Source organism: Streptomyces nymphaeiformis (assembly GCF_014203895.1).
GTDB lineage: Bacteria > Actinomycetota > Actinomycetes > Streptomycetales > Streptomycetaceae > Streptomyces > Streptomyces nymphaeiformis.
Genome location: NZ_JACHJY010000012.1, coordinates 41,795 through 67,276, shown reverse-complemented (window position 1 = coordinate 67,276; position 25,482 = coordinate 41,795). Strand labels below are relative to the sequence as shown.

The window sequence follows — 25,482 nt, the reverse complement described above, 5'->3', positions numbered from 1 at the left end:
CCGGGTCAGCTGAGGTGCATGTACGCCCAGCCGCCGGCGACCTTGACGCGGGTCGCGAACACGGGGCCGCCGGGGAGGCCGGTGGCCTTGTAGCGGTAGACGTCGCCGCCGGGGGTGACGGCGATCAGGTCGGCGCGGCCGTCGCCGTCCATGTCGCCGGGGGCGGCGAGGTGCTCGTACGCGCTCCAGCCGGCGCCGATCAGGGCGCGCGCCGCGAACGGCGCCGTGGCCGATCCGGTGCCGCGGTGGACGTAGAGGCGGTCGCCGTCACGGGAGACCAGGTCGGGGCGGCCGTCGCCGGTGACGTCGCCGGTGGCGACCAGCTGGTCCGCCCGCAGGCCCGTGGCGACCTTCACGCCCGCGCCGACGCGCTGCGGGACGGTGGACTTCAGGCCCGGGTGGAGGAAGAGGTTGCCCCACGCGTCCAGGCCGAGGACGTCGCCCTCGCCGTCGAACGTGACGTCGCCGGGCGAGAGCGTCTCGGCGTAGTTGTAGAAGGCCGCGCTGCTGGAGACCTCGCCGCCGCGGTCGCTCATCAGGCCGGGGTTGTAGGAGGTCAGCACCATGGCCCGGTCGGCCTCGTCCAGGCCGTAGCCGTTGGTCATCCGCTCGTACCAGGAGTTCTCCCCGGCCCCGCCGTACGGCTTGGCCGGGCCGAACTTGCCGTCGGCCCGGGTGCCGTACGTGTACGCCGTGCCGGCCCAGTTCACGGCGAACACGTTGTGCTTGCCGTACGCGGGCACACCGCCCTGGCCGAGGTAGTACGAGAGGTTCTGGCCGCCGCCGCCGAAGTACGTCCGCGCCCCGAACTTCCCGCCGCCGACGGACAGGTACTGGTAGTACGTGCCGCTGTACGTGCGGGCCAGCAGGTCGCCCCTGCCGTCGCCGTTCAGGTCGTCGGCGCCGATGACCTGGTTGTACGTGTTCCAGCCGCCGCCGATCCTGACGCGGGGCTTGAACGGGGCGGTGGCGGAGCCGGTGCCCTTGTAGAAGTAGAGGTCGCCGGCCGGCGTCCGGGCGACGATGTCGGCGATGGCGTCGCCGTCGAGGTCGTTGGTGCCGACGAGCTGGTCGTAGATCTGCCAGCCCCCGCCGACCGCGATCCGCGGTGCGAACGGACCCCGGTAGTCGACGCTGCCCTTCCCCGGGAACACGTAGAGCGTGCCGGACTGGGTGCGGGCCAGCAGGTCCTGTCGGCCGTCCTTGGTGAGGTCGCCGGGGGCGATGACCTTGTTGTAGATCTGCCAGCCGCCGCCCTGCCAGACGAGCCCCTTGTCGGTCTCCGTGGGGCTCACGCCGGCGTGCAGCCGGAGCGTGCCGTCGGAGCGGAGCGTCAGCAGCTCCTGGACGCCGTCGGCGCGCCACACGTCGTCGGCGGGCAGGATCTCCTCGCTGACGGCGCCGTCGAGGTCGTCGGCGCCGATCGTGAACGGCGTGCCGCCCGTCTTCGAGAGGATGATCGTCAGCTTGCCGGTGGCGGCGGACCGGTAGACCCGGTCGCTCCGACCGTCGCCGTCCCGGTCGAACCGGGGCTTGGCGGAGGCCGTGGCACTGACCGCGGCGGGGGCGGCGGCAGCCGTGGGGACCTGGCCGGCGGACACCAGGCCCATGCCGAGCGCGAAGGTCGTGCAGGCCGCCAGCCGGCGCAGGCGGCGCCGGTGGTGCGTGTGGTGCAAAGGGTCCCTCCCGGGACGTGGTGGTGGGCATGCGAGGGCCGGGGCCCTGGAGGCGTCCGGAGACTAAGGGAAGGGAAGGAGGGAAAGGAAGATCCTCCGCGTACAACCTTTGACCGACCGGGGCGTCTGACCGGCCCGGGCGTCTGACCAGCCCCGGTCGTCTGACCGGCCGTCATAATCATGCAAGCATGCTTGATTGTTTCCCGGGGTACTGAGAGGCTCATGGCCAGGTCACCTTCCACCTCCCCAGGAGGCAACGCATGGTGTTCCACAGCGCGTACGAGCCCGTTCCCGCCGTCTCCCTCCCCATCCACGACGCCGTCCTCGGCCGCGCCGCCGGGTACGGGGACACACCGGCCCTCATCGACGGGTCCGGGGAGCTGACGCTCACGTACGGGCAGGTCGACGGGTTCCATCGCCGGGTCGCCGCCGGGCTCGCCGAGGCCGGGGTGCGGAAGGGGGACGTGCTCGCCCTGCACAGCCCCAACACCGTCCTGTTCCCGGTCGCGTTCTACGCCGCCACGCGCGCGGGCGCGTCCGTCACCACCGTGCACCCGCTCGCGACGCCCGAGGAGTTCGCCAAGCAGCTCCGCGACTCCTCCGCGCGCTGGATCGTGACCGTCTCCCCGCTGCTCCCCGCCGCCCGCGCGGCGGCCGAACTCGCGGGCGGGATCGAGGAGATATTCGTCTGCGACACGGCGCCGGAGGGCGAGGGCGTGCGGTCCCTCCAGGAGTTCCTCGGCTCCACCGCGCCCGTCCCCGAGGTCGACATCGACCCGGACGGGGACGTCGCGGCCCTCCCGTACTCCTCGGGCACGACCGGCGTCCCCAAGGGCGTCATGCTCACCCACACGTCCATCGCCACCAACCTCGCGCAACTGGAACCGCTGATCCCCATGGGGCCGGGCGACCGGATCCTCGCCGTGCTGCCGTTCTTCCACATCTACGGGCTCACCGCCCTCATGAACGCGCCCCTCCGCCAGGGCGCCACCGTCGTCGTCCTGCCCCGCTTCGACCTCGACACCTTCCTCGGCGCCATCCAGGAGCACCGCATCAACGGCCTGTACGTGGCCCCGCCGATCGTGCTCGCCCTCGCCAAGCACCCGGCCGTCGCCGACTACGACCTGTCGTCCCTGGAGTACCTCGTCAGCGCCGCCGCCCCGCTCGACGCCGCCCTCGCCGAGGCCTGCTCCGCCCGGCTCGGCCTGCCGCCCGTCCGGCAGGCGTACGGCATGACCGAGCTGTCGCCGGGCACCCACGTCACCCCGCTCGACGTCGCCACGCCCCCGCCCGGCACCGTCGGCCGGCTGCTGCCCTCCACCGAGATGCGGATCCTCTCCCTGGACGATCCGGAGAAGGACGCCGCGCCGGGCGAGGAGGGCGAGATCGCCATCCGCGGACCCCAGGTCATGAAGGGGTACCTCGGCCGGCCCGACGCCACCGCCGCCATGATCGACGCCGACGGCTGGGTGCACACCGGCGACATCGGTCGGGTCGACTCCGACGGCTGGCTGTTCGTCGTCGACCGGGTCAAGGAGCTCATCAAGTACAAGGGCTTCCAGGTCGCCCCCGCCGAGCTCGAAGCGCTCCTCCTCACCCACGAGGGCGTCGCCGACGCCGCCGTCATCGGCGTCACCGACCCGGACGGCACCGAGATCCCCAAGGCCTTCGTCGTCCGCCAGCCCGCCGCGCCCGGCCTCACCGCCGAGGACGTCATGGCCCACGTCGCCGCCCGCGTCTCCCCGTACAAGAAGGTCCGCGCCGTCGAGTTCGTCGACGCCGTCCCCCGGGCCGCCTCCGGAAAGATTCTTCGCAGAGAGCTGAGGGACCGTACGTGAACCTGATCCGCGTCTCCGAGGAGCGGGGCGTCACCACCCTCGCCCTCGACTCCCCGGCCGGCCGCAACGCCCTCTCCGCCCCGCTCGTCACCGAGCTCGCCGACGCGCTCACCGCCGCCGGCAAGGACCCCGCCGTACGGGCGGTCGTCCTCACCCACACCGGCTCCACGTTCAGCGCGGGCGCCGACCTGAAGGCCCCGCCCAGCCCGTACGCCTTCGTGGACCTGCTCCGGCAGATGGTCGAGCTGCCCAAACCGGTCGTCGCCCACGTCACCGCCGGCAGCCACACCCGCGCCGGCGGGCTCGGCCTGCTCGGCGCGGCCGACGTCGTCCTCGCGGGGGAGGGGGCCGACTTCGCGCTCACCGAGGTACGCATCGGGGTCGCGCCCGCCGTCATCTCCCTCACCCTCCTGCCGCGCCTCGAACCGCGCGCGGCCGCCCGGTACTACCTCACGGGCGAGCGGTTCGGCGTCCCCGAGGCCGTCGGCATGGGCCTCGTCACCGCCGGCGACCAGGAACTCCCCGGCATCCTCGACTCCCTCCGCGCCGCCTCCCCGCAGGGCCTGCGCGAGGCGAAACGGCTGGTCACCGCTAGAGTCCTGGAAACCTTCGAACGCGACGCGGAGGACCTGGTGCAGAGGTCGGCCACGCTCTTCGCCTCCGCCGAGGCGCGCGAAGGGATGACGGCCTTCCTCGAACGACGGGACCCCGCATGGCGGCTCTGACCGCGCCCAAGCCGGACCGGCCGGACAAGCCCGACCGGAACCCCAAGCAGGACCGGAGCCGCGCCACCCGGCAGCGGCTCCTGGAGGCCGCCGTGTCCTGCCTGGCCGAACACGGCTGGGCGGGCTCCACGGTCTCCGTCGTCGCCGAACGGGCCGGCGTCTCCCGGGGCGCCGCCCAGCACCACTTCCCCACCCGCGAGGACCTCTTCACGGCCGCCGTCGAGTACGTCGCCGAGGAACGCTCGCAGGCCCTGCGCGCCGTCCCCACGGACGACCGCGAACAGGCCGTCGCCGCCCTCGTCGGCCTCTACACCGGACCCCTCTTCCGGGCCGCGCTCCACCTGTGGGTCGCCGCCTCCGGCGAGGAGCAGCTCCGCGAGCGGGTCACCGAGCTGGAGGCCCGCGTCGGGCGCGAGTCCCACCGCATCGCCGTCGAGGTCCTGGGCGCCGACGAGTCCCGGCCCGGCGTCCGCGAGACCGTCCAGGGCCTCCTGGACATGGCCCGCGGCCTGGGCCTCGCCACCCTCCTGACGGACGACCGCGCCCGCCGGGAACGGGTGGTGTCCCAGTGGGCGCGGCTCGTCAGTGAAGCGCTGAAGGACTAGACGCCCGGGATCTCCCGCGCCCGGAAGGCGTCCCGCACCGCCGCCGCGGCCTGCGTCCCGTACATCTTCTGCGCGGTCGCGACCGTCGTCAGGGCCGCGTCCTTGAAGCTGGTGTCGGGAGCGAAGCCGAACTGCGCGTTCACGATGATCCGGTCGGCCGTGCGGGCGCCGAGCTTGCCCCGGATGTCGAAGAGGGCGCGGGACCAGATCTCGCCGTCCGCGTGGACTTCGCCCACGCGGTCCTTGTAGGTCTTGGTGCCGTCGAGGCGGCGCAGGCAGTGCGGGGCCGCGCTGTAGCCGGTGGAGTCCCAGTCGCCGACGCAGGCGAGGTCGGTCTTCATCGGCCAGCCGTACTTGGCGTCCGCGTTCGAGCCGACCTCCATGCCCAGGTAGTCGCCGAAGGCCTCGCCGATCGCGCCGGCCTCCGGGGAGCTGCCGAAGCCGTGGACCTGGGCCTCGTGCACGGCGTGGCCGTACTCGTGGACGATCACCTCGGCGTCCTCGGCGTCGTCCACGCCGCCCTTGCCGAAGCGGATCTCGTCCTTCTTGTCGGTGAAGAAGGAGTTGTCGGCGCCCCACTGGTTGAGGCGGACCGGCTGGACCCGGTCGTTCGCCCCGGGCAGCTCGGAGCCGAAGCCGAGGCCCTGCAGGTACTCCTGCGCCTCGTTGACCCAGAAGTACGCCATGACCTGCTCGAACCGGTCGTCGGACCGGTCGAGGCCGGCGAGGTCCGAGGTCCTGGCGGGGGCGCCGGTCTCGGAGCGGACGGCGGCCCACTTGCCGGACAGGGCGCCGCTCGCGTCGAGGTTGCGCAGGGCGACGGTGGCGTACGCGGAGGCGGGGACGTCGCTCGCCGCGTCCTTGTGGTCGGCGAGGGTCTGGTCGCCCGAGGACTGGACCGGGTTCACCATGAAGACGCGGGCCTGCGGCGCGGTGGCGGCGGAGGCTCCCGCGGACGGGAGCAGCGCCGCGGTGGCCGTGGCCACGGTGACGGCGGCCGCGGCGGCCAGGCCACGAGAGGTGCGGCGGGTCATGGACATCCTCCTGCGATGGGATGCGGCGACGGGAAGCTTGGCGTGTACCGAACACGCAATGGCGGCGATCTTCGCGCAAGCCCGCCACTTTGAACAGACTTTGAGCCATCACCGCCCGGGACGTGACGGGGACCACAGTGGCCCGCTCCCCACCGCAGTACGCTGACTCCATGCCTCTGCTCGTACGCCGTCGCCACGTGGACTACGTCCGCGTCACGAGCATGGGCTGTCGCCGCTCCGCCTGACCCACCGGGGTACCACTCCACACCCCCTCGGTCCCTCGTACAGAGCCCCAGCCGACCGGCACCCGTGGCCCCCGCCCCACCCTTGGCGGCCGCCGCGGGCACCCGTATACCCCGCGGATGCATACATGACGAACAGCTCGTACTCCTCGCAGCTCCCGATCGTCGACCTCTCGGCCGCCGACCGTGACCCACAGGCACGGAAGCTGCTCCATGCGCAGCTCCACTCGGCCGCCCACGACGTGGGCTTCTTCCAGCTCATCGGGCACGGCGTCTCCGAGGCCGAGACCAAGGCCCTGACCGACGCCATGCACGCCTTCTTCGCGCTGCCCGAGGCCGACCGGCTCGCCCTCGACAACATCAACTCGCCGCACTTCCGCGGCTACACGCGCATCGGCGACGAGCGCACCGCCGGCGCCCGCGACTGGCGCGACCAGCTCGACATCGGCGCCGAGCGCCCCGCGCGCGACCCCGGCCCCTGGGAGCCCCCGTACTGGTGGCTCGAAGGCCCCAACCAGTGGCCCGCCGCCCTCCCCGAGCTCCGCACGGCCGCACTGCACTGGATCGACCGCCTCAGCGGCGTCGCCGAGCGGCTCCTCCACGAGCTGCTCGCCTCCATCGGGGCGCCCACGGACTTCTACGACGACATCTTCGGCCCGCGCGCCCACCCGCACCTCAAGCTGGTGCGCTACCCGGGCAGCAGCGGCGAGGGCGACGACCAGGGCGTCGGCGCGCACAAGGACTACGGCTTCCTCACCCTGCTGCTCCAGGACCAGGTGGGCGGGCTGCAGGTGCAGCGGGAGGACGGGAACTTCCACGACGTGCCGCCGCTGCCGGGCGCGTTCGTCGTCAACCTGGGCGAGCTCCTTGAGGTCGCCACGAACGGCTACCTGATCGCCACGAACCACCGGGTGGTGTCGCCGCCCGGGGCGACGGAACGATTCTCCGTGCCGTTCTTCTACAACCCGCGCCTGGACGCCCGGATCGCCCCGCTCCAGTTCCCCTTCGCGGACCGCGCGCCCGGCGTCACCGCCGACCCGGCGAACCCGCTGTTCGCCGAGTACGGCCGCAACGAGCTGAAGGGCAAGCTCCGCGCCCATCCGCTGACCACGGCCCGCCACCACGCGGACCTGCTGCTCGCCCAGGAACAGCAGGCCCAGCTGGTGTGACGGCCCCCGGCGGATTCGAGGGCTCCAGGGCCTGTCCGGCGGATCGGGGTCGGACAGGCCCTAGCCGGCGATGTCGGCGTAGCCCTCGATCTCGCGCGGGTCCCGCTGGCCGGGGCCCGTGTAGCGGGCCGAGGGGCGCACGAGGCGGCCGGTGCGCTTCTGCTCCAGGATGTGCGCCGACCAGCCGGCCGTACGCGCGCACGTGAACATCGACGTGAACATGTGCGCCGGGACCTCGGCGAAGTCGAGGACGATCGCCGCCCAGAACTCCACGTTCGTCGCCAGGACGCGGTCCGGGCGGCGGTTGTGCAGCTCCTCCAGGGCGGCCTTCTCCAGGGCCTCGGCGACCTCGAAGCGCGGGGCCGCCAGCTCCTTGGCCGTACGGCGGAGCACGCGGGCGCGGGGGTCCTCGGCGCGGTAGACGCGGTGGCCGAAGCCCATGAGGCGCTCGCCCTTGTCGAGGGCCTGCTTCACGTACGCGGTGGCGTCGCCGGTCCGCTCGATCTCCTCGATCATGCCGAGGACGCGGGAGGGCGCGCCGCCGTGCAGCGGCCCGGACATGGCGCCGACGGCACCGGAGAGGGAGGCGGCGACGTCCGCGCCGGTCGACGCGATGACGCGCGCGGTGAACGTGGAGGCGTTCATGCCGTGCTCGGCGGCGGAGGTCCAGTAGGCGTCGACGGCCTTGACGTGCTTCGGGTCGGGCTCGCCGCGCCAGCGGACCATGAAGCGCTCGACGACGGACTCGGCCTTGTCGATCTCGCTCTGCGGGACCATCGGGAGACCCTGGCCGCGCGCGGACTGCGCGACGTACGAGAGGGCCATGACGGCCGCGCGGGCGAGGTCGTCGCGGGCCTGCTCGGCGGAGATGTCGAGGAGCGGCTTGAGGCCCCAGACGGGCGCGAGCATCGCGAGCGCGGACTGCACGTCGACGCGGATGTCGCCGGAGTGCACGGGGATCGGGAAGGGCTCGGCGGCCGGCAGGCCCGGGTTGAAGGCGCCGTCGACGAGCAGGCCCCAGACGTTCCCGAAGGAGACGTGGCCGACGAGGTCCTCGATGTCGACCCCGCGGTAGCGGAGGGCGCCGCCCTCCTTGTCGGGTTCGGCGATCTCCGTCTCGAACGCGACGACTCCCTCGAGCCCGGGTACGAAGTCGGACATCAGGCGGCTCCTCTATCGATGATCGATCAACCGTTCAGGGCGATCGTGGGGAATCAACAGTCATCCAGCCGAAGAGTCTGTACGGTTCCGATGATGCGGGGAAGCGTGACATCCGGCACACTGCGCCGATCCGGCGAGAGAGGATTAGCGCCCGCCGGTGCCGGGCAGACTGGGCCGCTGCGGCAGGATGGCCCCTGTGACCGACGCCCTGGATCCCGCAGACATGCGCGAGCAGTACCGCACCACGGAGCTGACCGTGGCGGACCTCGCCCCCGAACCGGTCGGCCAGTTCGCCCGCTGGTTCAAGGAGACCGCCGAGAACCCGGCGATCCACGAACCCAACGCGATGATCGTGTCCACCGCGACCCCCGACGGCCGCCCGTCCTCCCGGACGGTCCTCCTCAAGCACTACGACGAGGCCGGCTTCGTCTTCTTCACCAACTACGAGTCCCGCAAGGGCCAGGAGCTGGCGGCCAACCCGTACGCCTCGCTGCTCTTCCCCTGGCACCCGCTGGCCCGCCAGGTCATCGTCACCGGTCGCGCGGTCCGCGTCGGGCGCGACGAGACGGTCGCCTACTTCCGCACCCGCCCCCACGGCTCCCAGCTCGGCGCCTGGGCCAGCCCCCAGTCCACGGTGATCCCGTCCCGCGAGGACCTCCTCGCCCGCTATGCCGAACTGGCCGCCCGCTACCCCGACCGCGAGCAGGTCCCGGTCCCCCCGGCCTGGGGCGGCATCCGCGTGATCCCCGAGACGGTCGAGTTCTGGCAGGGCCACGAGAACCGCCTCCATGACCGCCTCCGCTACGTCCACGAGCCGGACGGCACCTGGCGGGTGGAGCGCCTGGCCCCCTGAAGGGGAGGGGGCCGGCCGGCGTTCGGAGGCTTCGAGGGGAAAACGCAGGCGACCCGTGAGTCTTGGCGCCGCCCGCCTAGGTTCGGGCGGACGCCTGCCGACCGGACTGCCGGCGACTCACGGGTCGGGTGACTGCGTTGGGTTTTCGGCAGAAGGCCTGCCGAGGTGCACAGAGTGCGACTGGCAGGCCTTAGCCCGCAGTCACCTCACGAGTCCGAAAAGAAACCATTTTTTCGGATCACCTCCTTTCGCGTGTACCCACACCCTACGAACCGCTCAGGACCGAGACAAGCGATTTAATCCCCCGGTTCTCCAGGCGGCTCAGGCGTCCCGTCGCCGCACCGCCCACCAGCCCGCGAGGAGCGCCGCCGCCGTCCACAGGGCGGTCACCCCGATCCCGGTCCAGGCCCCGAGGGTCCCCAGCGGTTCCTGGAAGAGGATCTGCTGCCCGGCCCGGTCCGGCAGCCAGGTCGCGACGCCCTCGGAGACCCCGCCGATGACGAAGGACACGATGAGGATGAACGGGATCAGGGTGCTCAGCACCGCCACCGCGCTGCGCAGCAGGAACGTCAGCCCCATCGAGAACAGCGTGATCAGCGCGAGGTAGAGCCCGGCGCCGAAGCAGGACCGCAGCGCGCCCGGCTCGCCGATCCCGACGGCGTACTTCCCGAGGAACGCGTTCGCCGTGAAGAACATGACGAAACCGGCCACCACGCCCACGACCAGCGCGCCCGCCCCCACGACCGCCGCCTTCGCCCCGTAGAGCAGGGTTCTGTTCGGCACGGCCGCCAGGGAGTTCCGCAGCGCCCCGTTCAGGTATTCGGACGAGGCGGCGGTAGCACCGAAGGAGATCGCGGCGATCTGCACGAAGTTCATCGGGTAGTAGATCCAGAAGAGCGGATCCATGTCGCCGGTCTCCGCCTCCGGCTGCCCGATGGAGGGGAAGACCGCCAGAGCGATCCCCAGGGCGGCGACGAGGACGGCGAGCAGCGAGCCGAAGCTCGACCGGATCGACCGGATCTTGATCCACTCGGAGCGGAGCACGGCGGGGACGGTGACGGCGGCGGACACGGTCAGACCTCCTGGGGGGAAGGGGTGGACGAGGCGGTACGGGTGGCGGTGAACTCGGCGGCCTCCGCGGTGAGGGCCAGATACGCCTGCTCCAACGAGGCGCGCTCGTCGGCGAGTTCGAAGACGGGGATGCCCTCGCGGGCGGTGACCGCCCCGATCTCCTCGGCGGAGGCGCCCTCCACCACCCACCGGCCGTCGCCGTCGGCGGCGTCCCCGACGGTCCACCCCTTCGCCAGGAGCGTGGCCCGCAGCCGTACCGGATCGCCGGTGCGCACCCGCACCCGTGCGTGGCTGTGGGCGTCGATGAACTCCCGCATCGGCACGTCCGCGAGGAGCCGGCCACGGCCCAGGACCACGAGGTGGTCGGCGAAGGTCGCCGTCTCGTTCATGAGGTGGCTGGAGACCAGGACCGTCCGCCCCTCGGCGGCCAGCCGGCGCAGCAGCCCGCGGATCCAGACGATGCCCTCCGGATCCAGGCCGTTCGCGGGCTCGTCCAGCATCAGCACCCCCGGGTCGCCGAGGAGCGCGGCCGCTATGCCGAGCCGCTGCCGCATGCCCAGCGAGTAGCGGCGGATCCGGCGGCGGGCGGCGGACGTCAGGCCCGTCTCCTCCAGTACCTCGTCGACCCGGCGGTCCGGCAGGCCGTTGCTCGCGGCGAGGAAGCGGAGGTGGTCGCGGCCGGTCCGGGCGGGGTGTGCGGCCTGCGCGTCGAGGAGCGCGCCGACCGTGCGCAGCGGATCGTCCAGCGTCACGTACGGCCGGCCGCCGATGGTGGCGGTGCCCGAGGTCGGCCGGTCGAGACCGAGGACGAGCCGCATGGTGGTCGACTTCCCCGCTCCGTTGGGGCCGAGGAAGCCGGTGACGCGCCCCGGCTCGACCCGGAACGTCAGTCCGTCCACGGCCCGGGCCGGGCGCCTGCCGCCGTACTCCTTGGTGAGGTTCTTGACGTCGATGCTGGTCATGGCTCAAGCCTGGCCGTCGGACGGCCGCGTGCCTTCCCCCGCCCGAGGGGATCGTCTCCCCCGTGCGGGGGAGCCGCACGCGGGCCGCCGTTGGGAGGATGGCGGAATGCTCCTGCGACCCCTGATCCGGGCGGTCACGTACACCCGTTGGCTGCATCTGGTGATCGGCGCCATCGTGCCGCTCGCCGCCGGACTGATCTATCCCGGCCTGAACTCCCCGTCCTTCGGCGACTGGCTGACCGCGGCGGCCCTGCCCATACCGCTGATGGCGGCGCTCGCCCTCGTCCCCTCCGCCCGCCGCGCCGAGGGCCTCCAGGCGCGCCTGATGCTCTTCCCCGGCAAGCACGCCCGCAGGCCGGGCGAGGAGGCGTACGCCGACGACGCGGCCACGGGCATCTCGGCGACCCCGTCGGCCTCGTGGACGGACCGGGGCAGGACGGCCCTGTGGCTGGTGTTCCGGATGGAGGCGGGCCTCGTGGCCTGGCTCGTGTCGGTCTGGCTGCTGCAGTGCACGCTGGTGCTGCTCGACACGTCGATAGACGCACCCGTGCTGCCGTTCCTGACCCCGTCGGGCCCGGGCAAGGCGGCCCTGGCACCCCTCCCGCTCCTGGCCCTCCTCGCGCTGGTCGTCATGGCCGGCCGGCTGGACACGCGGGTCGCCCGCCAGCTCCTCGGCCCGTCGGTCAAGGAGCGCATGACGGCCCTGGAGGAGCGCACGGAGCGCCTCCTCGAACGCAACAGGATCGCCCGCGAACTCCACGACTCCCTGGGCCACGCCCTCACCCTGGCCGTGGTGCAGGCGGGCGCCGCACGGGCGGCCCAGGACCCCGAGTTCACCGACCGGGCACTCGCGGCCATCGAGGAGACCGGCCGGGCGGCCCTGGAGGACCTGGAGCGGGTCCTGCTGCTGCTCCGCGAGACCGGCCGCCCGCGCGGCGCGAGCCCCGGCCTCGACGAGGCCGCCCGCCTCCTGGACTCGGCCCGCTCCTCCGGGGCGCAGGTGGACGCCGAGGTGACGGGCCCCGTGGAGGACCTGCCGGGCCCCGTCTCCCGGGAGGCCTACCGCATGCTCCAGGAGGCCCTGACGAACGCGCTGCGGCACGCCGGCCCGGTCCCGGTCGACGTCCGCGTGACGGCGGACAGATCCCGGCTCCGCCTCCGGGTCACCAACCCCCTTCCGCCCGGCCGTCCGCCCGTGGCCCCCGGCACGGGCAGCGGACTGCGCGGCATCCGCGAACGGGCGGCGCTGCTGGGCGGCGAGGCGAAGACGGGCATGAAGGACGGCACATGGCGGGTGGACGTGACGCTTCCGCTGCGCTGAGGGAACGGCTCTCCCCCTACGCTGGCGGAATGGTGATCAAGGTCCTCCTCGTAGACGACGAACCCCTGGTGCGGGCAGGCCTGCGCGCGGTCCTGGAAGCCCAGCCCGACATCGAGGTGGTGGGGGAGGCGGCGGACGGGGCGGCGGTCGTCCCCCTCGTCCGCAGCCTCCGGCCCGACGTGGTGGCGATGGACGTCCGGATGCCCCTCATGGACGGCATCGAGGCGACGTCGGCGGTCCTCCGCACGGTCGACGCCCCGCCGAAGATCCTCGTCGTGACGACCTTCGAGAACGACGAGTACGTGTACGGAGCCCTCCGCGCCGGTGCCGACGGCTTCCTCCTCAAGCGCGCCCGCCCCGCGGAGATCGTCCACGCGGTCCGCCTGGTGGTGGAAGGGGACTCCCTCCTCTTCCCGGCGGCGGTACGGGAGTTGGCGGCCGCCCACGGGCAGGAGCGGGGCAGCACGGAGGCCCGGGAGACCCTGGCCCGCGCGGGCCTGACGGACCGGGAGGAGGACGTCCTGCGCCTGATGGCCCGGGGCCTGTCCAACGCGGAGATCGCCGCCCGCCTGGTGGTGGGCACGGAGACGGTCAAGTCCCATGTGAGCGCCGTCCTGGCCAAACTGGGCGCCCGGGACCGCACCCAGGCGGTGATCGCCGCCTACGAGTCCGGCTTCGTCTCCCCCGCGTGAGCCCGCACGGCTCGGTGCCGAAAGGCTTCGGTGCCGAAAGGAGCGTTTTCGCAGGGGAAGCGTTTTCGACGAACATGGTGTGCTCTGGGTCACGTTCCAGTTGAATGGTCCGCAGCATGGGGGGTACCTGGATGAGTGCATTCACGGGGGCCACGAGCGACGCCGTGTCCGTCCCGGGGGCGGGGGCCGATCTGTTGGCCGCGCTGCTCGACGGGATGGACGCCGCGCTCTGCGCGTTCGACGCCGACGGGACGGTCACGCACTGGAACCGGGAGGCCGAGCGGATCCTCGGCTGGTCCGCCGCGGAGGCCGTCGGGCGGCGCGGGTTCGAGGGGTGGGCGGCGCGCAGCGCGGACGCCGAGGAGACCCTGGGCCGGCTGATGGGGGCCATGAAGGGCCCCGGCCGCCAGGTCCACGAGTTCGTGCTGCTCCGCAAGGACGGCGGGCGGGTGCTCGTGCGGAGCCAGGCCGCCGGGGTGCGGGGGGCCGACGGCACTCCCGCCGGGGTGTACTGCGCGTTCAGCGAGGTCCACGTACAGCTCGACCTGGAGCGGTCGGTCGCGCTGAGCGAGGCGCTGTTCGACGACGCCTCCTGGGGCGTCGTGCTCGTCGACGCCGACCTGCGCCCGGCCATGGTCAACGCCCACGCGGCCCGCGCCTTCGGCACCGGGCGCACGGCCCTGCTCGGCCGGCCCCTCGGCGACGCCGTCACGCACGGCGCGGAGGAGCTGGAGGCCGCCTTCCAACACGTCCTCGCCGAGGGCACGCCGCCGGCGCCCGCCGAGGTGTGGGTGACGCTGGAGACGGCCTCGGGGGAGCGGCGCCGGTGCTGGCGCAGCGGCTTCCTGCTGCTGTCGTCGCCGATGGCGGAGGAGCCCGTGCCGCTGGGAGTGGCCTGGCTGTTCCAGGACGTCACCGAGGAGCGGCTCGCGGCCCGCGGGGCCGACCGGCTGCGGTTCCGGTGGAGCCAGCTGCACCGGGCGGGCGCGGCGGCCGCGGAGTGCGAGGACCCGGCGGAGGCCGCGACGGTCCTGCTGGACTTCGCCCTGGCCGGGTTCGCCGACCACGCCCTGGTGGACCGGCCGGCGGGGGAGCGGCGCCTCACCCGCGCCCTGGCCACCCCGGCGGGCGGCGCCCCCGGCCCGTCCTCGCCCGTCGTGGGCGGCGGCATCCCGCTGCGGTACGGGCCGCGGCACCCGGCGCTCCAGGCCTGGGACCGGATCGGCACGGTGCGGGCGAGCGCGGGCCGGACCGCCGAGGTGTGGGCGGAGGCCCACCAGTGGCCGGGGGACGCGGCGCACGCCCTGTGCGTGGTCCTGCGCTCCCGGGGCCGGACCCTCGGCGTCCTGACGTTCCTGCGGGCCGCCTGCCGCGCGCCGTTCGAGCGCGAGGACGTGGTGTTCGGGGAGTCGGTGGCGGCCCGGGTGTCGACGTTGATGGACCTCGGGGACCTCGGCGGCAAGGACTAGCCGCCCGTACACCCACTTTTTTGTGGGTACTTGTCGGGGTTCGGCGTCCCGGGAGAACCTGGTGGAGGCCCGGAGGGAGAGGGGAACGACGGGCCTCAGGAGGCGGACCGCGCCTCCGTCAGCCGGTCGAGCCGGCGATGGCCCCAGTCCGACAGCGGGCCGAGCACGTCGGAGAGTTCGCGCCCGAACTCCGTCAGCGAGTAGACGGTCTTCGGCGGCACCACGTCGTGCACCTCGCGGTGCACGAGGCCGTCCGTCTCCATCTCCCGCAGCGCCTGCGTCAGCATCTTCTCGCTGATCCGGGGGATCTTGCGGCGCAGTTCGCCGGGCCGGTGCGGCCCCGACTCCAGCAGCCACAGCAGCCACGTCTTCCACTTGCCGTCGATCACGGCGATCGCGGCGGACACACCGCAGAGGTTCGTGTCCTGGGCCCGGAGGCGTGTCATGCGCGTCCCTCTCCGTCGTCCGTCATCTCTTTCCAACCCACGTATGTGCAAGGGAGTTCCGCCATGTCTTCTTCCCGCGTCACCGTTCTCGGTCTCGGACCCATGGGGCGTGCGCTGGCCGGCGCGTTCCTCGGCGCCGGTGTCCGGACCACCGTGTGGAACCGCACCCCGGGCCGTGAGGGCGACCTCGCCGAGCGGGGCGCGGTCCTGGCGGCGAGCGCCGAGGAGGCGGTCGCCGCGAGCCCGCTCACGGTGATCTGCCTCGTCGACTACGACGCCACCGACGCGGTCCTGCGGCAGCCGGCCGTCACGGACGCGCTCAAGGGCCGGACCGTGGTCAACCTGAGCGCCGACGTCCCGGAGCGGGCCCGCGACACCGGCCGCTGGGCGGCCGAGCACGGTGTCGGCTACCTGGACGGCGCGATCATGACCCCGACGCCGACGATCGGGACGCCCGCCGGGGTGTTCCTGCACAGCGGCCCCGAGCCGCTGTACGGCGAGCACCGGGCGGTGCTCGACGCGCTCGGCGGCACCCACACGCACCTCGGCGAGGACATCGGCCGGGCCGCCGCGTACGACGTGGCGCTGCTCGACATCTTCTGGACGTCGATGACGGGGTACGTGCACGCGCTCGCGCTGGCCCGCGCGGAGGGGATCACGGCGCGGGAGCTGGCGCCGTTCGCCCAGGGCATCGGGGCGATCCTGCCGCCGCTGTTCCAGGAGTGGGCCGAGGACGTGGACGGCGGTTCGTACTCGGGCGAGGGCAGCCGGCTGACCTCGGCCCTGTCGACGCTGGTCCACGTCGTGCACGCGGCCGAGGCGCACGGCGTCGACGCGAGCGTCATGCGCGCGGCGGAGGCGCTGGCGCGCCGGGCGGTGGACCGGGGGCACGGGGCGGACGGCTTCACGCGGGTGACGCAGGTGATGGAACGCGGCTGACCGGCAACGGAGAGGGCCCGAGACTGCCGGGTCCCGGCATGGCCGGACCGGGCGCGGCGGGACGAGGATGGGCCCAGGTTCGGGAAATATGGGGGGCCGTCATGATGACTGCTTGGTTCTTGGGGGCGACCGTGCCGTTCGGCGTCACGGCGATCGGGATGGGCGTGGCGGCGTTCCGTACGGGGTGGATGATCACGCCGGCGCGCCGGAGCGTCCGGCAGCCCCGGGTCTACGGCGTCGGTCTCGCGCTGGCGGGCCTGGGCCTGCTCACCGCGGTGGCCACGTACTTCAGCCTCCCGAGCGATGTCGTGTCGCGTGACCCGTGGCTCGCCTTCGTCGGGAACTTCCTGGAGCTCACCGGTGTCGCCCTCATCGCGTCGAGCCGGCGGAGCCCGCGGCACGGCCGGGCCCCGCACCCCACGGTCTAGGCCCGGTCAGCGCCGGTAGAAGATCCGGTCGCCGTACTCGTCCATCACGCGCCCGTTCCACTCGTGCCCGCCGTCGACGTTGCCGGAGCGCAGCAGCGGCGGCTCGATGCCGAGGCGTACGAGCTCCTCGGCGGCGGCGGCCATCGTGGCCTGCATGAGGGCGCTGGTGACGACGGTGGAGGCGGGCGCGAAGGGCGCTTCGATGCCCTCGTGGGTGAGCTCCGCGTCCCCGACGGCGATCTTCGAGTCGAGGACGATGTCGCAGTGGTCCTTGAGGTACGTCCCCGACACGTGCCGCGACTTCGTCTCCGTGGCGTACGCCACCGACGTGACGCCGATGACGGTGAGGCCGAGCGCGCGGGCGTTCATGGCCATCTCCACGGGCAGGGCGTTGCGCCCGGAGAGGGAGATGATGATCAGGACGTCGCCGGCCTTGGCGGGGGAGCAGTCGAGGACCGCCCCGGCGAGGCCGTCGACGCGCTCCAGGGCGGAGCCGAGGGTGGCGGGCATGACGTCGACGCCGACGACGCCGGGGACGGCGAGCAGGTTCATCAGGGCGAAGCCGCCGGCCCGGTAGACGACGTCCTGGGCGGCGAGCGAGGAGTGTCCGGCGCCGAAGGCGAAGAGCCGGTTGCCGTTCGCGACGGCGGCGGCGATCGCGGCTCCGGCGGCGGCGATCTCGGCGGAGTCCCCGTCGCGCACCTCCTTGAGCAGGCCGATCGCCGCGTCGAAGAACTGTCCGGCCAGCTTGCTCTCGCCCATCGCGGCGGCTCCTTGTCGTCGTGGCTCTCGTCGGCTCGCGTCCCGCGCTCTCGCCGAGGTCGCCGATCACGGTGCGGTCTGGACCATTGCTCTGTCAATACCGCACCACCCCTCCTCACCCGGCGCGGCCCGGTTGTCGGTCCGATGCGCAACAATTGCGGCAGGGCCAGCGCACGACTCATCGAGGGGCACGTATGTCCGGACTGATCGACACAACGGAGATGTACCTCCGCACCATCCTCGAGCTCGAGGAGGAAGGTGTGGTCCCCATGCGTGCCCGGATCGCCGAGCGGCTCGACCAGAGCGGTCCGACCGTGAGCCAGACGGTGGCCCGGATGGAGCGCGACGGCCTGGTGGCCGTGGCGAGTGATCGCCATCTGGAGCTCACGGACGAGGGCCGTCGCCTCGCCACCCGGGTGATGCGCAAGCACCGCCTGGCCGAGTGCCTGCTCGTCGACGTGATCGGCCTGGAGTGGGAGCAGGTCCACGCCGAGGCCTGCCGCTGGGAGCACGTGATGAGCGAGGCCGTGGAGCGGCGGGTCATGGAGCTGCTGCGCCACCCGACGGAGTCGCCGTACGGGAACCCGATCCCGGGCCTGGACGAGCTGGGCGAGAAGGCGGAGGCCGAGGCCTTCCTCGACGACTCGATGGTGTCGCTGGCCGACCTGGACGCGAGCGAGGGCAAGACGGTGATCGTCCGCAGGATCGGCGAGCCGATCCAGACGGACGCCCAGCTGATGTACACGCTGCGGAGGGCGGGCGTGCAGCCCGGCTCGGTGGTGTCGGTGTCGGAGTCGCCGGGCGGTGTCCTGGTCGGCAGCAGCGGCGAGGCCGCGGAGCTGGACGCGGACATCGCGGCGCACGTGTTCGTCGCGAAGCGCTGAGCCCGTCCCGTACGTGAGCGGGGGCGCCCCGCCGGTCTCTCGGAGGCCGGCGGGGCGCCCCCGTTCCGCATCCGGGTCAATGATCCGTCGTGCGCCCCGTTTTACGCCGGAATCGCCACGCACGCGCCCTCGTCGTGCCACGCTGGTACGAGCGGGGCGATGAGCGGGCGCGGGGGTGGGGCCATGAGGGCTACGGACGACAGAGGGCCCCGGCGCCTTCCGGCGCCGGGGCCTGTCCTCCCCTGTGCTGACCTGGAGCCCCGAGCTCTCAAGGTCAGTCCCCTCGGACCGTTTTTCCCCGAGCGGTCCGCCTCCCGCTCAAGATCTCCCCTCGGCAGAGCGCATCAACCCTTGAGCCCTGTCACTCGAACGAGGGGTGTTGTGCGGCAGGAGCGCATTTTCGAATGCGAGTTCGATAGTCTGGCGAGGTTCGACGGAAAAGAGGGGGTGCCGGATCCATGGCGCGACGACTCGACGTCACCGGGGCGGACGGCGTCCGGCTGGCGGCCTGGGAATACACGGCGGAGCCCGGCGGGCCCGGGATCGTCCCGCAGCCCGGCCCGGGCGGCGTGCCGCGTCCCGGCCCCGAGACCGCCAGGCGCCTCGGCCCCGACGCCGTCCCGCGGCTCGGCCCCGACACCGCCGGCCGCCCCGGCGGCCGTCCCGTCCCCCGCCCCGCCCGAGCCCCGCAGGCCCCGCACGCCGCACCAGGGCCTCAGGCCCCGCACGCCCACGCCTCGGCCCCCGGCGTGTTACTCCTCCACGGTCTGATGGGGCACGCGGGCCACTGGGCCCGCGCCGTCCGCCGGCTCACCGGGGGCCACCGGATCGTCGCCCTCGACCAGCGCGGTCACGGCGCGAGCGAGAAGCCCGCCGGCGGGCCCTTCACGCGCGAGGCGTACGTGGCGGACGCGGCGGCCGTCGTCGAGCAGCTCGGCCTCGGCCCGGTCACCCTCGTCGGCCACTCCATGGGCGCCCTGACCGCCTGGCAGCTGGCCGCCGAGCGCCCCGACCTCGTCCGCGCGCTCGTCATCTGCGACATGCGGGCCTCGGCGCTCGGCGCGGCCTCGCAGCGGGCCTGGCAGGACTGGTTCCGCGGCTGGCCGGCGCCCTTCCCGTCCCTGGAGGCCGTCCACCGCTGGTTCGGCGACGAGGACCCGTGGGTGGAGGTGCCGAACCCGGCGCGGGGCGCGTTCTTCGCCGAGGTGATGGCCGAGCACCCGGACGGCTGGCGCCCGGTGTTCGACCCGGAGCAGATGCTGACCTCCCGTGAGACCTGGGTCCACGACGCCCACTGGGACTCCCTCGCCCAGGTCCGCTGCCCCACCCTCGTCGTGCGCGGCCTGGACGGCGAGCTGGGCCGGGCGGAGGCCCAGGAGATGGTCCGGGTCCTGCCCCACGGGGCGTACGCGGAGATCCCCGACGCCGGCCACCTCCTCCACTACACCCACCCGGAGGCCTGGAGTGAGGCGGTGGAGCCCTTCCTGAACGGCGTCCTGACCCCGTGAGGGCCCCGCCGTACGGGAAGCGAACATTCCGGAAACAGGCGGCCCCTCCGGTGACGCCGGAATCCCGGCACGGTACGGTCCCCACACGGCGCGTCGAGCAGTGAGGCTCCGCGCCGTTTGGAGGGAACTCGATGCGCATTTCCATGCTGCGGCGCGTGGCCACGGTGGCCACGACGCTGGGGCTCACCTCGCTCGGCCTCTTCGGCGCGGGCGTGGCGCCGGCGCAGGCCGCTGTCAGCGACTGCCCGTCCGGCTACTTCTGTGCCTGGAAGACCGACAACGGCACCGGCACGATGTACAAGACCAACGTGAACACGGCGACGCTCGGGACCTGGGACAACACGTTCCGCTCGGTCGTCAACCGCACCAACAAGTTCGTCTGCCTGCACGAGGACGCCGACTACGGCACCAACGGCGGCGTCTACTCGATGCCCGCCGACCCCGCGGGCACCGAGTGGGGCGGCCCCGGCACCAACTCGGTCAGCTCGCTGAAGTTCGTCCCCACCGAGCGCGAGTGCGTCCTGCCCGCCTACCCCGAGTGGAACGCCTACACGGCTCCCAAGGCGGCGGGCTTCGGCGACATGAACGCCGACAAGAAGTCCGACGTCGTCGTCCGCGACAAGGCCGGCCGCCTGTGGTTCCTGCCCGGCGACGGTACGGGCAAGCTCGTCGGCAGCGGCGGCTGGAACGCCATGAACGCCCTCACCCGGCACGGCGACTTCTCCGGCGACGGCCGAGAGGACGTCATCGCCCGCGAGGCCTCCACGGGCAAGCTCTGGCTGTACCCGGGCACGGGCACCGGCGCCGTCGGCACGCGGAAGCTGATCGGCTCCGGCGGCTGGAACGGCATGAACCAGATCACCGCCTTCGGCAACCTGACCGGCGACAGCCGCTCGGACCTCCTCGCCGTCGAGAAGTCCACGGGCAAGCTGTGGCTGTACCCGGGCACCAGCACCGGCATCGGCGCGCGCAAGCTCATCGGCAGCGGCGGCTGGAACGCGATGAACGCACTGGTCGGCGCCGGTGACCTGAACGGCGACGGCCGGGCCGACCTGGTCGCCCGCGAGGCCTCCACGGGCAAGCTCTACTTCTACCCGGGCACCAGCACCGGCGGCGTCGGCTCGCGCGTCCTGATCGGCAGCGGCGGCTGGAACGTCATGGCCTCGTTCCTCGCGGTCGGCGACTACAACGCCGACGGCCGCAACGACCTCGCGACGATCACCAACAGCAACTACGTCTCCGCGGAGTGCCGTGGCGTGGGCTGCCTCGTCCTCTACACGGGCAAGGGCACGGGCGCGTTCAACGCGGGCGTCCCGGAGGACGGCAACTGGTGGGGTCTGAACGGCGCGTTCTGATCCGTACCGGATGAGTGTGTGAGGGCCTCCACCCCGACGGGGTGGAGGCCCTCGCTTTTAAATCGGTTGGCGGCCCCGGAAGCCCGCTGCTACCTTCACGGAAGCCGTGCAGCAGACCGAGGAGGTGGTACCCGTGAACGTAACGACATGGGTGCTCCCCTCTGGGGTCACGGTCGGGCGATAGGTCGTCGTCCGGGAGCGCCGTATTCACGCGCATTCCCGAAAGGCACGACCATGCGATTCACTTCCGAGCAGCGCTTCGACGACGACGTCATCGAGCGCGAGTTCACCCTCGACGGCATCCCCGGCGTCCTGTGGACCCCCGCATCCGCGTCCGCGTCCGCGCCGGTCCCGCTGATCCTGATCGGCCTCCCGCCGCTCGGGCTCCAGAAGACGTACGCCCGCGTGGCGGGCCGGGCCCGGTACTACGCCGCGCAGTACGGCTTCGCCTCGGCGACCATCGAGCTCCCCGGCATGGGCGACCGGCCCCGCCTGCCCGAGGTCGAACAGGCCCGCGCCGACATGCGCCGGGTGCTGCAGGCCGGCGAGCCGCTCACCGACGAGATCGTCGACGCGCTCATCCTCCCGCTCGTCGACCAGGCCGTCCCCGAATGGCAGGCCACCATGGACGTGCTCCTGGCCCTGCCCGAGATCGACGGGCCCGTCGGCTACGAGGGCGGCGTGATCTCCATCGGCGTCCGCCTCGCGGTGACCGATCCGCGCATCAAGGCCGCCGGCCTCTTCGCGGGCAGCTTCATCCCCGCCGCCATCGTCGAGGACGCCCGCGAGGTCGGCATCCCGCTCCAAGTCCTCCTGCAGTGGGACGACGAGGGGAACGACCGCCAGGCGTCCCTGGACCTGTTCGACGCGTTCGGCTCCAAGGAGAAGACCCTGCACGCGAACACGGGCGGCCACACGGGCGTCCCGCAGTACGAACTCGACGCGGGGGCGCGGTTCTTCACCCGGCACCTGAAGTAGCGAGTGAGGGCCTCCACCCGGACGGGGTGGAGGCCCTCGCCGTTCACACGGTCGAGACGAAGGCGCCCCAGGCGGCGGGGGAGACCTCGAACGAGGGGAGGGAGGTGTCCTTGGAGTCGCGGACGTGGATGGAGTCGGGGCGGGTGGCGACCTCGACGCAGTTGCCGCCCTGTTCGCTGCTGTAGGAGGACTTGATCCAGTGGAGGTCGGTGCTCATAGCTCTCGTGCCACCTGTTCGATGAGTTTGTAGGACTCTTTCGGGCTCAGGGCTTGTGCGCGCAGGGTTCCGTATCGCGCGAACGCATCCCCGAGCTCGGGTTGTTCGGTCAGAAAGTACCGGCCGCTCAGTCCTTCCACGTAGACGAGCTGGCTGTTCCGCTCGGCTGTCTCCAGCAGGATGAACGGGCCGCTGAGCCCGGCGTGCGTCTCGCAGTCCTCCGGCATGACCTGGATCTCGACGTTGCGCAGTTGGGCGACCTCCAGGATGTGCAGCAGGTTCCTCTTGAGGCAGGGCGTACCCCCGATGGGGCGGGTGAGCACGACCTTCTCCAGGACGAACCTGATCAGGGGAAGCGGCCTGCGGTGGAACACCTCGTGTCGGCCCATCCGCGCCGCGACCATGGCATTCAGCTCGTCGTCCTCCCAGGGCGGGCTGGCGCATCCGAAGACCGCACGCGCGTACTCCGGGGTCTGCAGAAGCCCGGGGATCAGGTGGTTCTCGTACGAGTAGATGCCCGCCGCCTTGGCCTCCTCGTCCAGGTAGTCCTCGAACCAGGCGGCCACCGCACTGGCGGTCACCTCCTTCGCGACAGTCAGAAGTGCACCTTGTGCACCCAGCAACTCGTCGGCGATCTGGACGAAGTTCCCCTTCGCCCGTCGCTCTCCGCGCTCGATCATGGCCACTTGGGACTTGGAATAGCCGGTCTTCCGGCCCAAGGCCTCCTGCGAGATGCCCGCCTGTTCGCGGTAGAAGCGCAGGAGCGCACCGAAGGCCTTCGCGGCCCCCGGGCTCTTCTTCTCTTTGTTCACACCCGACCTCCCGAGTGCACAGTCCCGCACAAGCGGACTGTGTCGCTGGTCACAGGAGATCACGCCCGCCAAGCTGGCCGCATGAATCTGCGCAAGTCGCTTGACAGCGTGCCCGCTTGGGTACCCGCGTCCGGTCACGCCCTCCGTCACGCCGGCATCCACTTCGACGCCGTGCGGATCGGCGGCTTCCTCGGCGAGGACGTGGCGTACCGCCTCATGGCGTTCACGGACTTCCAGGCGGGGCCGATCGTCCGCGAGGCGACGGGGGAGCGGAACCACTACTTCCTGCTGCCCCCGCAGACCGCCGCCACGCACGCGTGGCCCACTCCGGCGCGGGCGCTGAGCCGGAACGGGCGGGGCGAGGCGTTCGTCGGGATTCCGGCGCTGCACGGGGTGACGTGGCCGCTGGACTGGAGGTCCCGGCCGACAATCGAAGATCCGTTCGTGGAGCCGGAGTTGTTGCGTCACACGCTGAACTGTGCGCTACGGTGATCGCATCATCACGCTCCGTGAAACGGAGCGGTCCCCGGCTGGTGCGCCAACACCAGGGAGTCCGGGGACCTTCACCGCCAGTGGAAGCTAGAGGTCCACCAGAAATGCTTCGGCATGTTATCGCTCCCGTTCAGTCCTTCACCAAGGTTTCGAACGGTGTCGTGCGTCATTCGCGTCTGAACAGCGACGCGAAGCTCCTCCTCATCTACATCCAGGGCCTCCCCGAGAGCGCGAGCGGCAAGCCGCTCGGGGAGCACGCCACCGACCTGGGCATGCGGCCCCGGGCGTACCACCGGGCGAAGGAGTGCCTGGTGGCCTGCGGGTTCCTGCACGAGTGGAAGTTCCAGACCCGGCGCGGATATTGGCTCACCGAGCAGCTGCTCTCCAACGTCACCCTTACGCGTGACGAGGCGAACGCGGTCCGGGACGGGATTCCGGCCGAGTCTCCGGATGACGCGGGACCGACCGCCCGAAATCGGGGACCCCGGCGGACCGGAGCCCAACCACCGGTAGACGAAGACGGAGAGAAGAAGACCTCTCCCCACCCACCCACCGAAGAGCCGGCGGCACAGCAGCCGGAGCCGGATGGGGACATGACACCCGAAGCCGCCGAGGCGGAGCGCCTGCTGCTGTCGCTCCGGCACCAGAACCGGGATCTGCTGCTCGGTGTCCGGGAAGCCCGTGGTCTGGCCGAGGCGGCGGCGGAGTGGCTACGTCGCGGGGTGTCCGTCGCGGACCTCAGGCACGCACTGACGGCCCATCTGCCGCGTACCGGCGTCCGTTCGGCGGTCGGGTTCCTGCGCCACCGCCTGACGGAGAAGCTCCCGGTCCCGCTGCTGCCTCCGACGCCTCAGGAGCGCCCGGCCGAAGCCGCCCGGCAGGGCCTGGTCACCTGCGAGGGGTTCGGTGACGAGCACGTGTTCCGGCCGGTCGGTGACGAGACGCACTGCGGCGCCTGCCGCATGGAACTGGCCCGACGGGCCAACGGAACCCAGCTCCGTGAGCCCGCCGCAGGCCCCTCCTGGCGTACGAGGGTCGACCAGGTGAGGGCCGAGGGCCTGATGGCTGCGCCTAGCGGCGGGGCTTGAGGTCCTTGCGGGCTTTGCGCGCGTCGCGCCGGAGGCCGTCGACGGTGTCGGCCACGGAGAGGAGGTCGAGGGCGATTCCCGCACCGCGAGCGATCCACGTGACGGCCCTCACCAGAATCTCGTCCACGGCGGCTTTCCTCCCTCTCACGACAGGCGTTTTCTTCTCAGACTCCGCCGCCGGCTGGAAGGTTGAGCCCCGTCTCCCCGCCAGATCCTGCCCGCGAGCACACGGGTGCGGTGACCGAGGACCTCGGTCAGTTCGGCGATGAAGGCGGGGCGGAGCGGCGGGCCGTTCCAGTGCTCGATGCCGAGGCAGGCGAAGGCGAAGAAATCGTTCTCCCACTCCCAGGCGGGCAGCGGAACGGTACGGCCGCACGCCGGGCAGCGGACCTCGGCGACGCCCGTCGCCCACCAGGCGTCCATGGCCCTGGAGAAGGAGGAACGCCGATCGGGGACGACCGTCGCGCAGTGCGGGCAGATCGGTGAGCCGCCCGTGCCCGGTGAACCGAAGAACACCGTGCGGCCGGTGACGACGGCCAGGCCGTCCGTCCCCAAGGAGCGCGGCTCGTCCGTCACGTGCGACCAGCGCGGCCCCGGCAGGTACCACGTCTTGTCGGGTGCGGAGGGTTCGCGCTCCGGGGTCGCGATCCCCTCGGCGACCAGCCAGACCCCCACCCGCTCCCCGAGCGCCCCGGCCTCCTCGGCCGTCGCCTCCAGATCGGCGATCGTCTGGAAGGTGCTTCCCACGAGGGCCT

Annotated in this window: 27 protein-coding genes; 16 read left to right on the top strand and 11 right to left on the bottom strand. The window is 72.4% G+C overall.

Annotated elements, in window-relative coordinates; all coding sequences use genetic code 11:
- Positions 1-5: 5 nt before the first annotated feature.
- Entirely contained in the window at positions 6-1,676 is a 1,671-nt protein-coding gene (locus GGE06_RS35040) for an FG-GAP repeat domain-containing protein (protein WP_116159527.1), read from the bottom strand.
- A 260-nt stretch (positions 1,677-1,936) separates the two neighbouring features.
- Here GGE06_RS35040 and GGE06_RS35035 point away from each other — a divergent pair, with 260 nt between their 5' ends.
- The 3 genes from GGE06_RS35035 to GGE06_RS35025 are packed head-to-tail and all read left to right on the top strand — an operon-like array spanning position 1,937 to position 4,844.
- Positions 1,937-3,514: a 4-coumarate--CoA ligase family protein gene (locus GGE06_RS35035; RefSeq protein WP_184932685.1), complete on the top strand. Its 1,578-nt coding sequence runs from the start codon at positions 1,937-1,939 to the stop codon at positions 3,512-3,514.
- Positions 3,511-4,239, top strand: coding sequence for an enoyl-CoA hydratase family protein (locus tag GGE06_RS35030; RefSeq protein ID WP_116159525.1), 729 nt, complete (start codon positions 3,511-3,513; stop codon positions 4,237-4,239). The genes GGE06_RS35035 and GGE06_RS35030 overlap by 4 nt, the downstream gene beginning before the upstream one ends.
- Positions 4,227-4,844, top strand: a complete 618-nt coding sequence (locus GGE06_RS35025) for a TetR/AcrR family transcriptional regulator (protein ID WP_116159524.1) — start codon at positions 4,227-4,229, stop codon at positions 4,842-4,844. Before GGE06_RS35030 ends, GGE06_RS35025 begins: the two co-directional genes overlap by 13 nt.
- Here the strand turns inward: GGE06_RS35025 and GGE06_RS35020 are convergent.
- A complete protein-coding gene (locus GGE06_RS35020; RefSeq protein WP_116159523.1) occupies positions 4,841-5,878 on the bottom strand; it encodes a M4 family metallopeptidase in 1,038 nt (345 codons plus the stop codon). The two genes, GGE06_RS35025 and GGE06_RS35020, sit on opposite strands and share 4 nt — an antisense overlap.
- A 370-nt stretch (positions 5,879-6,248) precedes the next feature.
- Here GGE06_RS35020 and GGE06_RS35015 point away from each other — a divergent pair, with 370 nt between their 5' ends.
- On the top strand, positions 6,249-7,289 hold the full coding sequence (locus GGE06_RS35015; RefSeq protein ID WP_116159522.1) for an isopenicillin N synthase family dioxygenase: 1,041 nt from the start codon (positions 6,249-6,251) through the stop codon (positions 7,287-7,289).
- Positions 7,290-7,349: 60 nt separating this feature from the next.
- On the opposite strand, the gene GGE06_RS35010 is transcribed toward GGE06_RS35015, so the two are convergent.
- The gene (locus tag GGE06_RS35010) at positions 7,350-8,450 is read right to left on the bottom strand and encodes a citrate synthase 2 (RefSeq protein ID WP_116159521.1); all 1,101 of its coding nucleotides are present in this window, start codon (positions 8,448-8,450) and stop codon (positions 7,350-7,352) included.
- A gap of 223 nt (positions 8,451-8,673) precedes the next feature.
- Here GGE06_RS35010 and pdxH point away from each other — a divergent pair, with 223 nt between their 5' ends.
- The gene (pdxH, locus tag GGE06_RS35005) at positions 8,674-9,303 is read left to right on the top strand and encodes a pyridoxamine 5'-phosphate oxidase (protein ID WP_184932766.1); all 630 of its coding nucleotides are present in this window, start codon (positions 8,674-8,676) and stop codon (positions 9,301-9,303) included.
- 321 nt (positions 9,304-9,624) lie between these two features.
- Here pdxH and GGE06_RS35000 read toward each other — a convergent pair whose 3' ends face one another.
- Positions 9,625-10,374 (bottom strand): ABC transporter permease, encoded by a 750-nt coding sequence (locus GGE06_RS35000; RefSeq protein ID WP_312883408.1) that lies wholly within the window; start codon positions 10,372-10,374, stop codon positions 9,625-9,627.
- Positions 10,375-10,376: 2 nt separating this feature from the next.
- Positions 10,377-11,336, bottom strand: a complete 960-nt coding sequence (locus GGE06_RS34995) for an ABC transporter ATP-binding protein (protein ID WP_116159519.1) — start codon at positions 11,334-11,336, stop codon at positions 10,377-10,379.
- A 106-nt stretch (positions 11,337-11,442) separates the two neighbouring features.
- On the opposite strand from GGE06_RS34995, the gene GGE06_RS34990 reads away from it, so the two are divergent.
- From GGE06_RS34990 to GGE06_RS34980, 3 genes are all read left to right on the top strand, one after another.
- Positions 11,443-12,657 carry a sensor histidine kinase gene (locus tag GGE06_RS34990; RefSeq protein ID WP_184932684.1) on the top strand — a complete coding sequence of 405 codons (1,215 nt, stop codon included), beginning with the start codon at positions 11,443-11,445 and terminating at the stop codon, positions 12,655-12,657.
- A 29-nt stretch (positions 12,658-12,686) separates the two neighbouring features.
- Positions 12,687-13,349: a response regulator gene (locus tag GGE06_RS34985; RefSeq protein ID WP_116159517.1), complete on the top strand. Its 663-nt coding sequence runs from the start codon at positions 12,687-12,689 to the stop codon at positions 13,347-13,349.
- A gap of 131 nt (positions 13,350-13,480) precedes the next feature.
- Positions 13,481-14,818, top strand: a complete 1,338-nt coding sequence (locus GGE06_RS34980) for a PAS domain-containing protein (protein ID WP_116165380.1) — start codon at positions 13,481-13,483, stop codon at positions 14,816-14,818.
- Positions 14,819-14,913: 95 nt separating this feature from the next.
- Here GGE06_RS34980 and GGE06_RS34975 read toward each other — a convergent pair whose 3' ends face one another.
- A complete protein-coding gene (locus GGE06_RS34975) occupies positions 14,914-15,264 on the bottom strand; it encodes a winged helix-turn-helix transcriptional regulator (RefSeq protein ID WP_116159516.1) in 351 nt (116 codons plus the stop codon).
- 63 nt (positions 15,265-15,327) lie between these two features.
- Here GGE06_RS34975 and GGE06_RS34970 point away from each other — a divergent pair, with 63 nt between their 5' ends.
- On the top strand, positions 15,328-16,203 hold the full coding sequence (locus tag GGE06_RS34970; RefSeq protein ID WP_116159515.1) for an NAD(P)-dependent oxidoreductase: 876 nt from the start codon (positions 15,328-15,330) through the stop codon (positions 16,201-16,203).
- 101 nt (positions 16,204-16,304) lie between these two features.
- Entirely contained in the window at positions 16,305-16,631 is a 327-nt protein-coding gene (locus GGE06_RS34965) for a hypothetical protein (protein ID WP_116159514.1), read from the top strand.
- Positions 16,632-16,637: 6 nt separating this feature from the next.
- Here the strand turns inward: GGE06_RS34965 and GGE06_RS34960 are convergent, their stop codons facing one another.
- Positions 16,638-17,393: an SIS domain-containing protein gene (locus GGE06_RS34960; protein ID WP_184932683.1), complete on the bottom strand. Its 756-nt coding sequence runs from the start codon at positions 17,391-17,393 to the stop codon at positions 16,638-16,640.
- A 194-nt stretch (positions 17,394-17,587) separates the two neighbouring features.
- Here GGE06_RS34960 and GGE06_RS34955 point away from each other — a divergent pair, with 194 nt between their 5' ends.
- From GGE06_RS34955 to GGE06_RS34940, 4 genes are all read left to right on the top strand, one after another.
- On the top strand, positions 17,588-18,277 hold the full coding sequence (locus tag GGE06_RS34955; protein WP_116159512.1) for an iron-dependent transcriptional repressor DtxR: 690 nt from the start codon (positions 17,588-17,590) through the stop codon (positions 18,275-18,277).
- Between the two features lie 458 nt (positions 18,278-18,735).
- Entirely contained in the window at positions 18,736-19,785 is a 1,050-nt protein-coding gene (locus GGE06_RS34950; RefSeq protein WP_116159511.1) for an alpha/beta fold hydrolase, read from the top strand.
- Positions 19,786-19,916: 131 nt separating this feature from the next.
- Complete coding sequence (locus GGE06_RS34945; protein ID WP_184932682.1) at positions 19,917-21,140, top strand: FG-GAP-like repeat-containing protein; 1,224 nt, start codon at positions 19,917-19,919, stop codon at positions 21,138-21,140.
- 234 nt (positions 21,141-21,374) lie between these two features.
- Positions 21,375-22,118 (top strand): dienelactone hydrolase family protein, encoded by a 744-nt coding sequence (locus GGE06_RS34940; protein ID WP_184932681.1) that lies wholly within the window; start codon positions 21,375-21,377, stop codon positions 22,116-22,118.
- 43 nt (positions 22,119-22,161) lie between these two features.
- Here the strand turns inward: GGE06_RS34940 and GGE06_RS34935 are convergent, their stop codons facing one another.
- Together GGE06_RS34935 and GGE06_RS34930 are read right to left on the bottom strand one after the other, a co-directional pair.
- Positions 22,162-22,335, bottom strand: a complete 174-nt coding sequence (locus tag GGE06_RS34935; protein WP_184932680.1) for a DUF397 domain-containing protein — start codon at positions 22,333-22,335, stop codon at positions 22,162-22,164.
- Positions 22,332-23,147: a helix-turn-helix domain-containing protein gene (locus GGE06_RS34930; RefSeq protein WP_184932679.1), complete on the bottom strand. Its 816-nt coding sequence runs from the start codon at positions 23,145-23,147 to the stop codon at positions 22,332-22,334. The genes GGE06_RS34935 and GGE06_RS34930 overlap by 4 nt, the downstream gene beginning before the upstream one ends.
- 81 nt (positions 23,148-23,228) lie before the next feature.
- On the opposite strand from GGE06_RS34930, the gene GGE06_RS34925 reads away from it, so the two are divergent.
- Positions 23,229-23,639: a hypothetical protein gene (locus tag GGE06_RS34925; protein WP_184932678.1), complete on the top strand. Its 411-nt coding sequence runs from the start codon at positions 23,229-23,231 to the stop codon at positions 23,637-23,639.
- A 161-nt stretch (positions 23,640-23,800) separates the two neighbouring features.
- Entirely contained in the window at positions 23,801-24,727 is a 927-nt protein-coding gene (locus tag GGE06_RS34920) for a hypothetical protein (protein ID WP_312883404.1), read from the top strand.
- On the opposite strand, the gene GGE06_RS34915 is transcribed toward GGE06_RS34920, so the two are convergent.
- Together GGE06_RS34915 and GGE06_RS34910 are read right to left on the bottom strand one after the other, a co-directional pair.
- A complete protein-coding gene (locus GGE06_RS34915) occupies positions 24,711-24,854 on the bottom strand; it encodes a hypothetical protein (RefSeq protein ID WP_181924551.1) in 144 nt (47 codons plus the stop codon). The two genes, GGE06_RS34920 and GGE06_RS34915, sit on opposite strands and share 17 nt — an antisense overlap.
- Positions 24,855-24,871: 17 nt before the next feature.
- Positions 24,872-25,474 (bottom strand): hypothetical protein, encoded by a 603-nt coding sequence (locus GGE06_RS34910; RefSeq protein WP_184932676.1) that lies wholly within the window; start codon positions 25,472-25,474, stop codon positions 24,872-24,874.
- Positions 25,475-25,482: the final 8 nt, after the last annotated feature.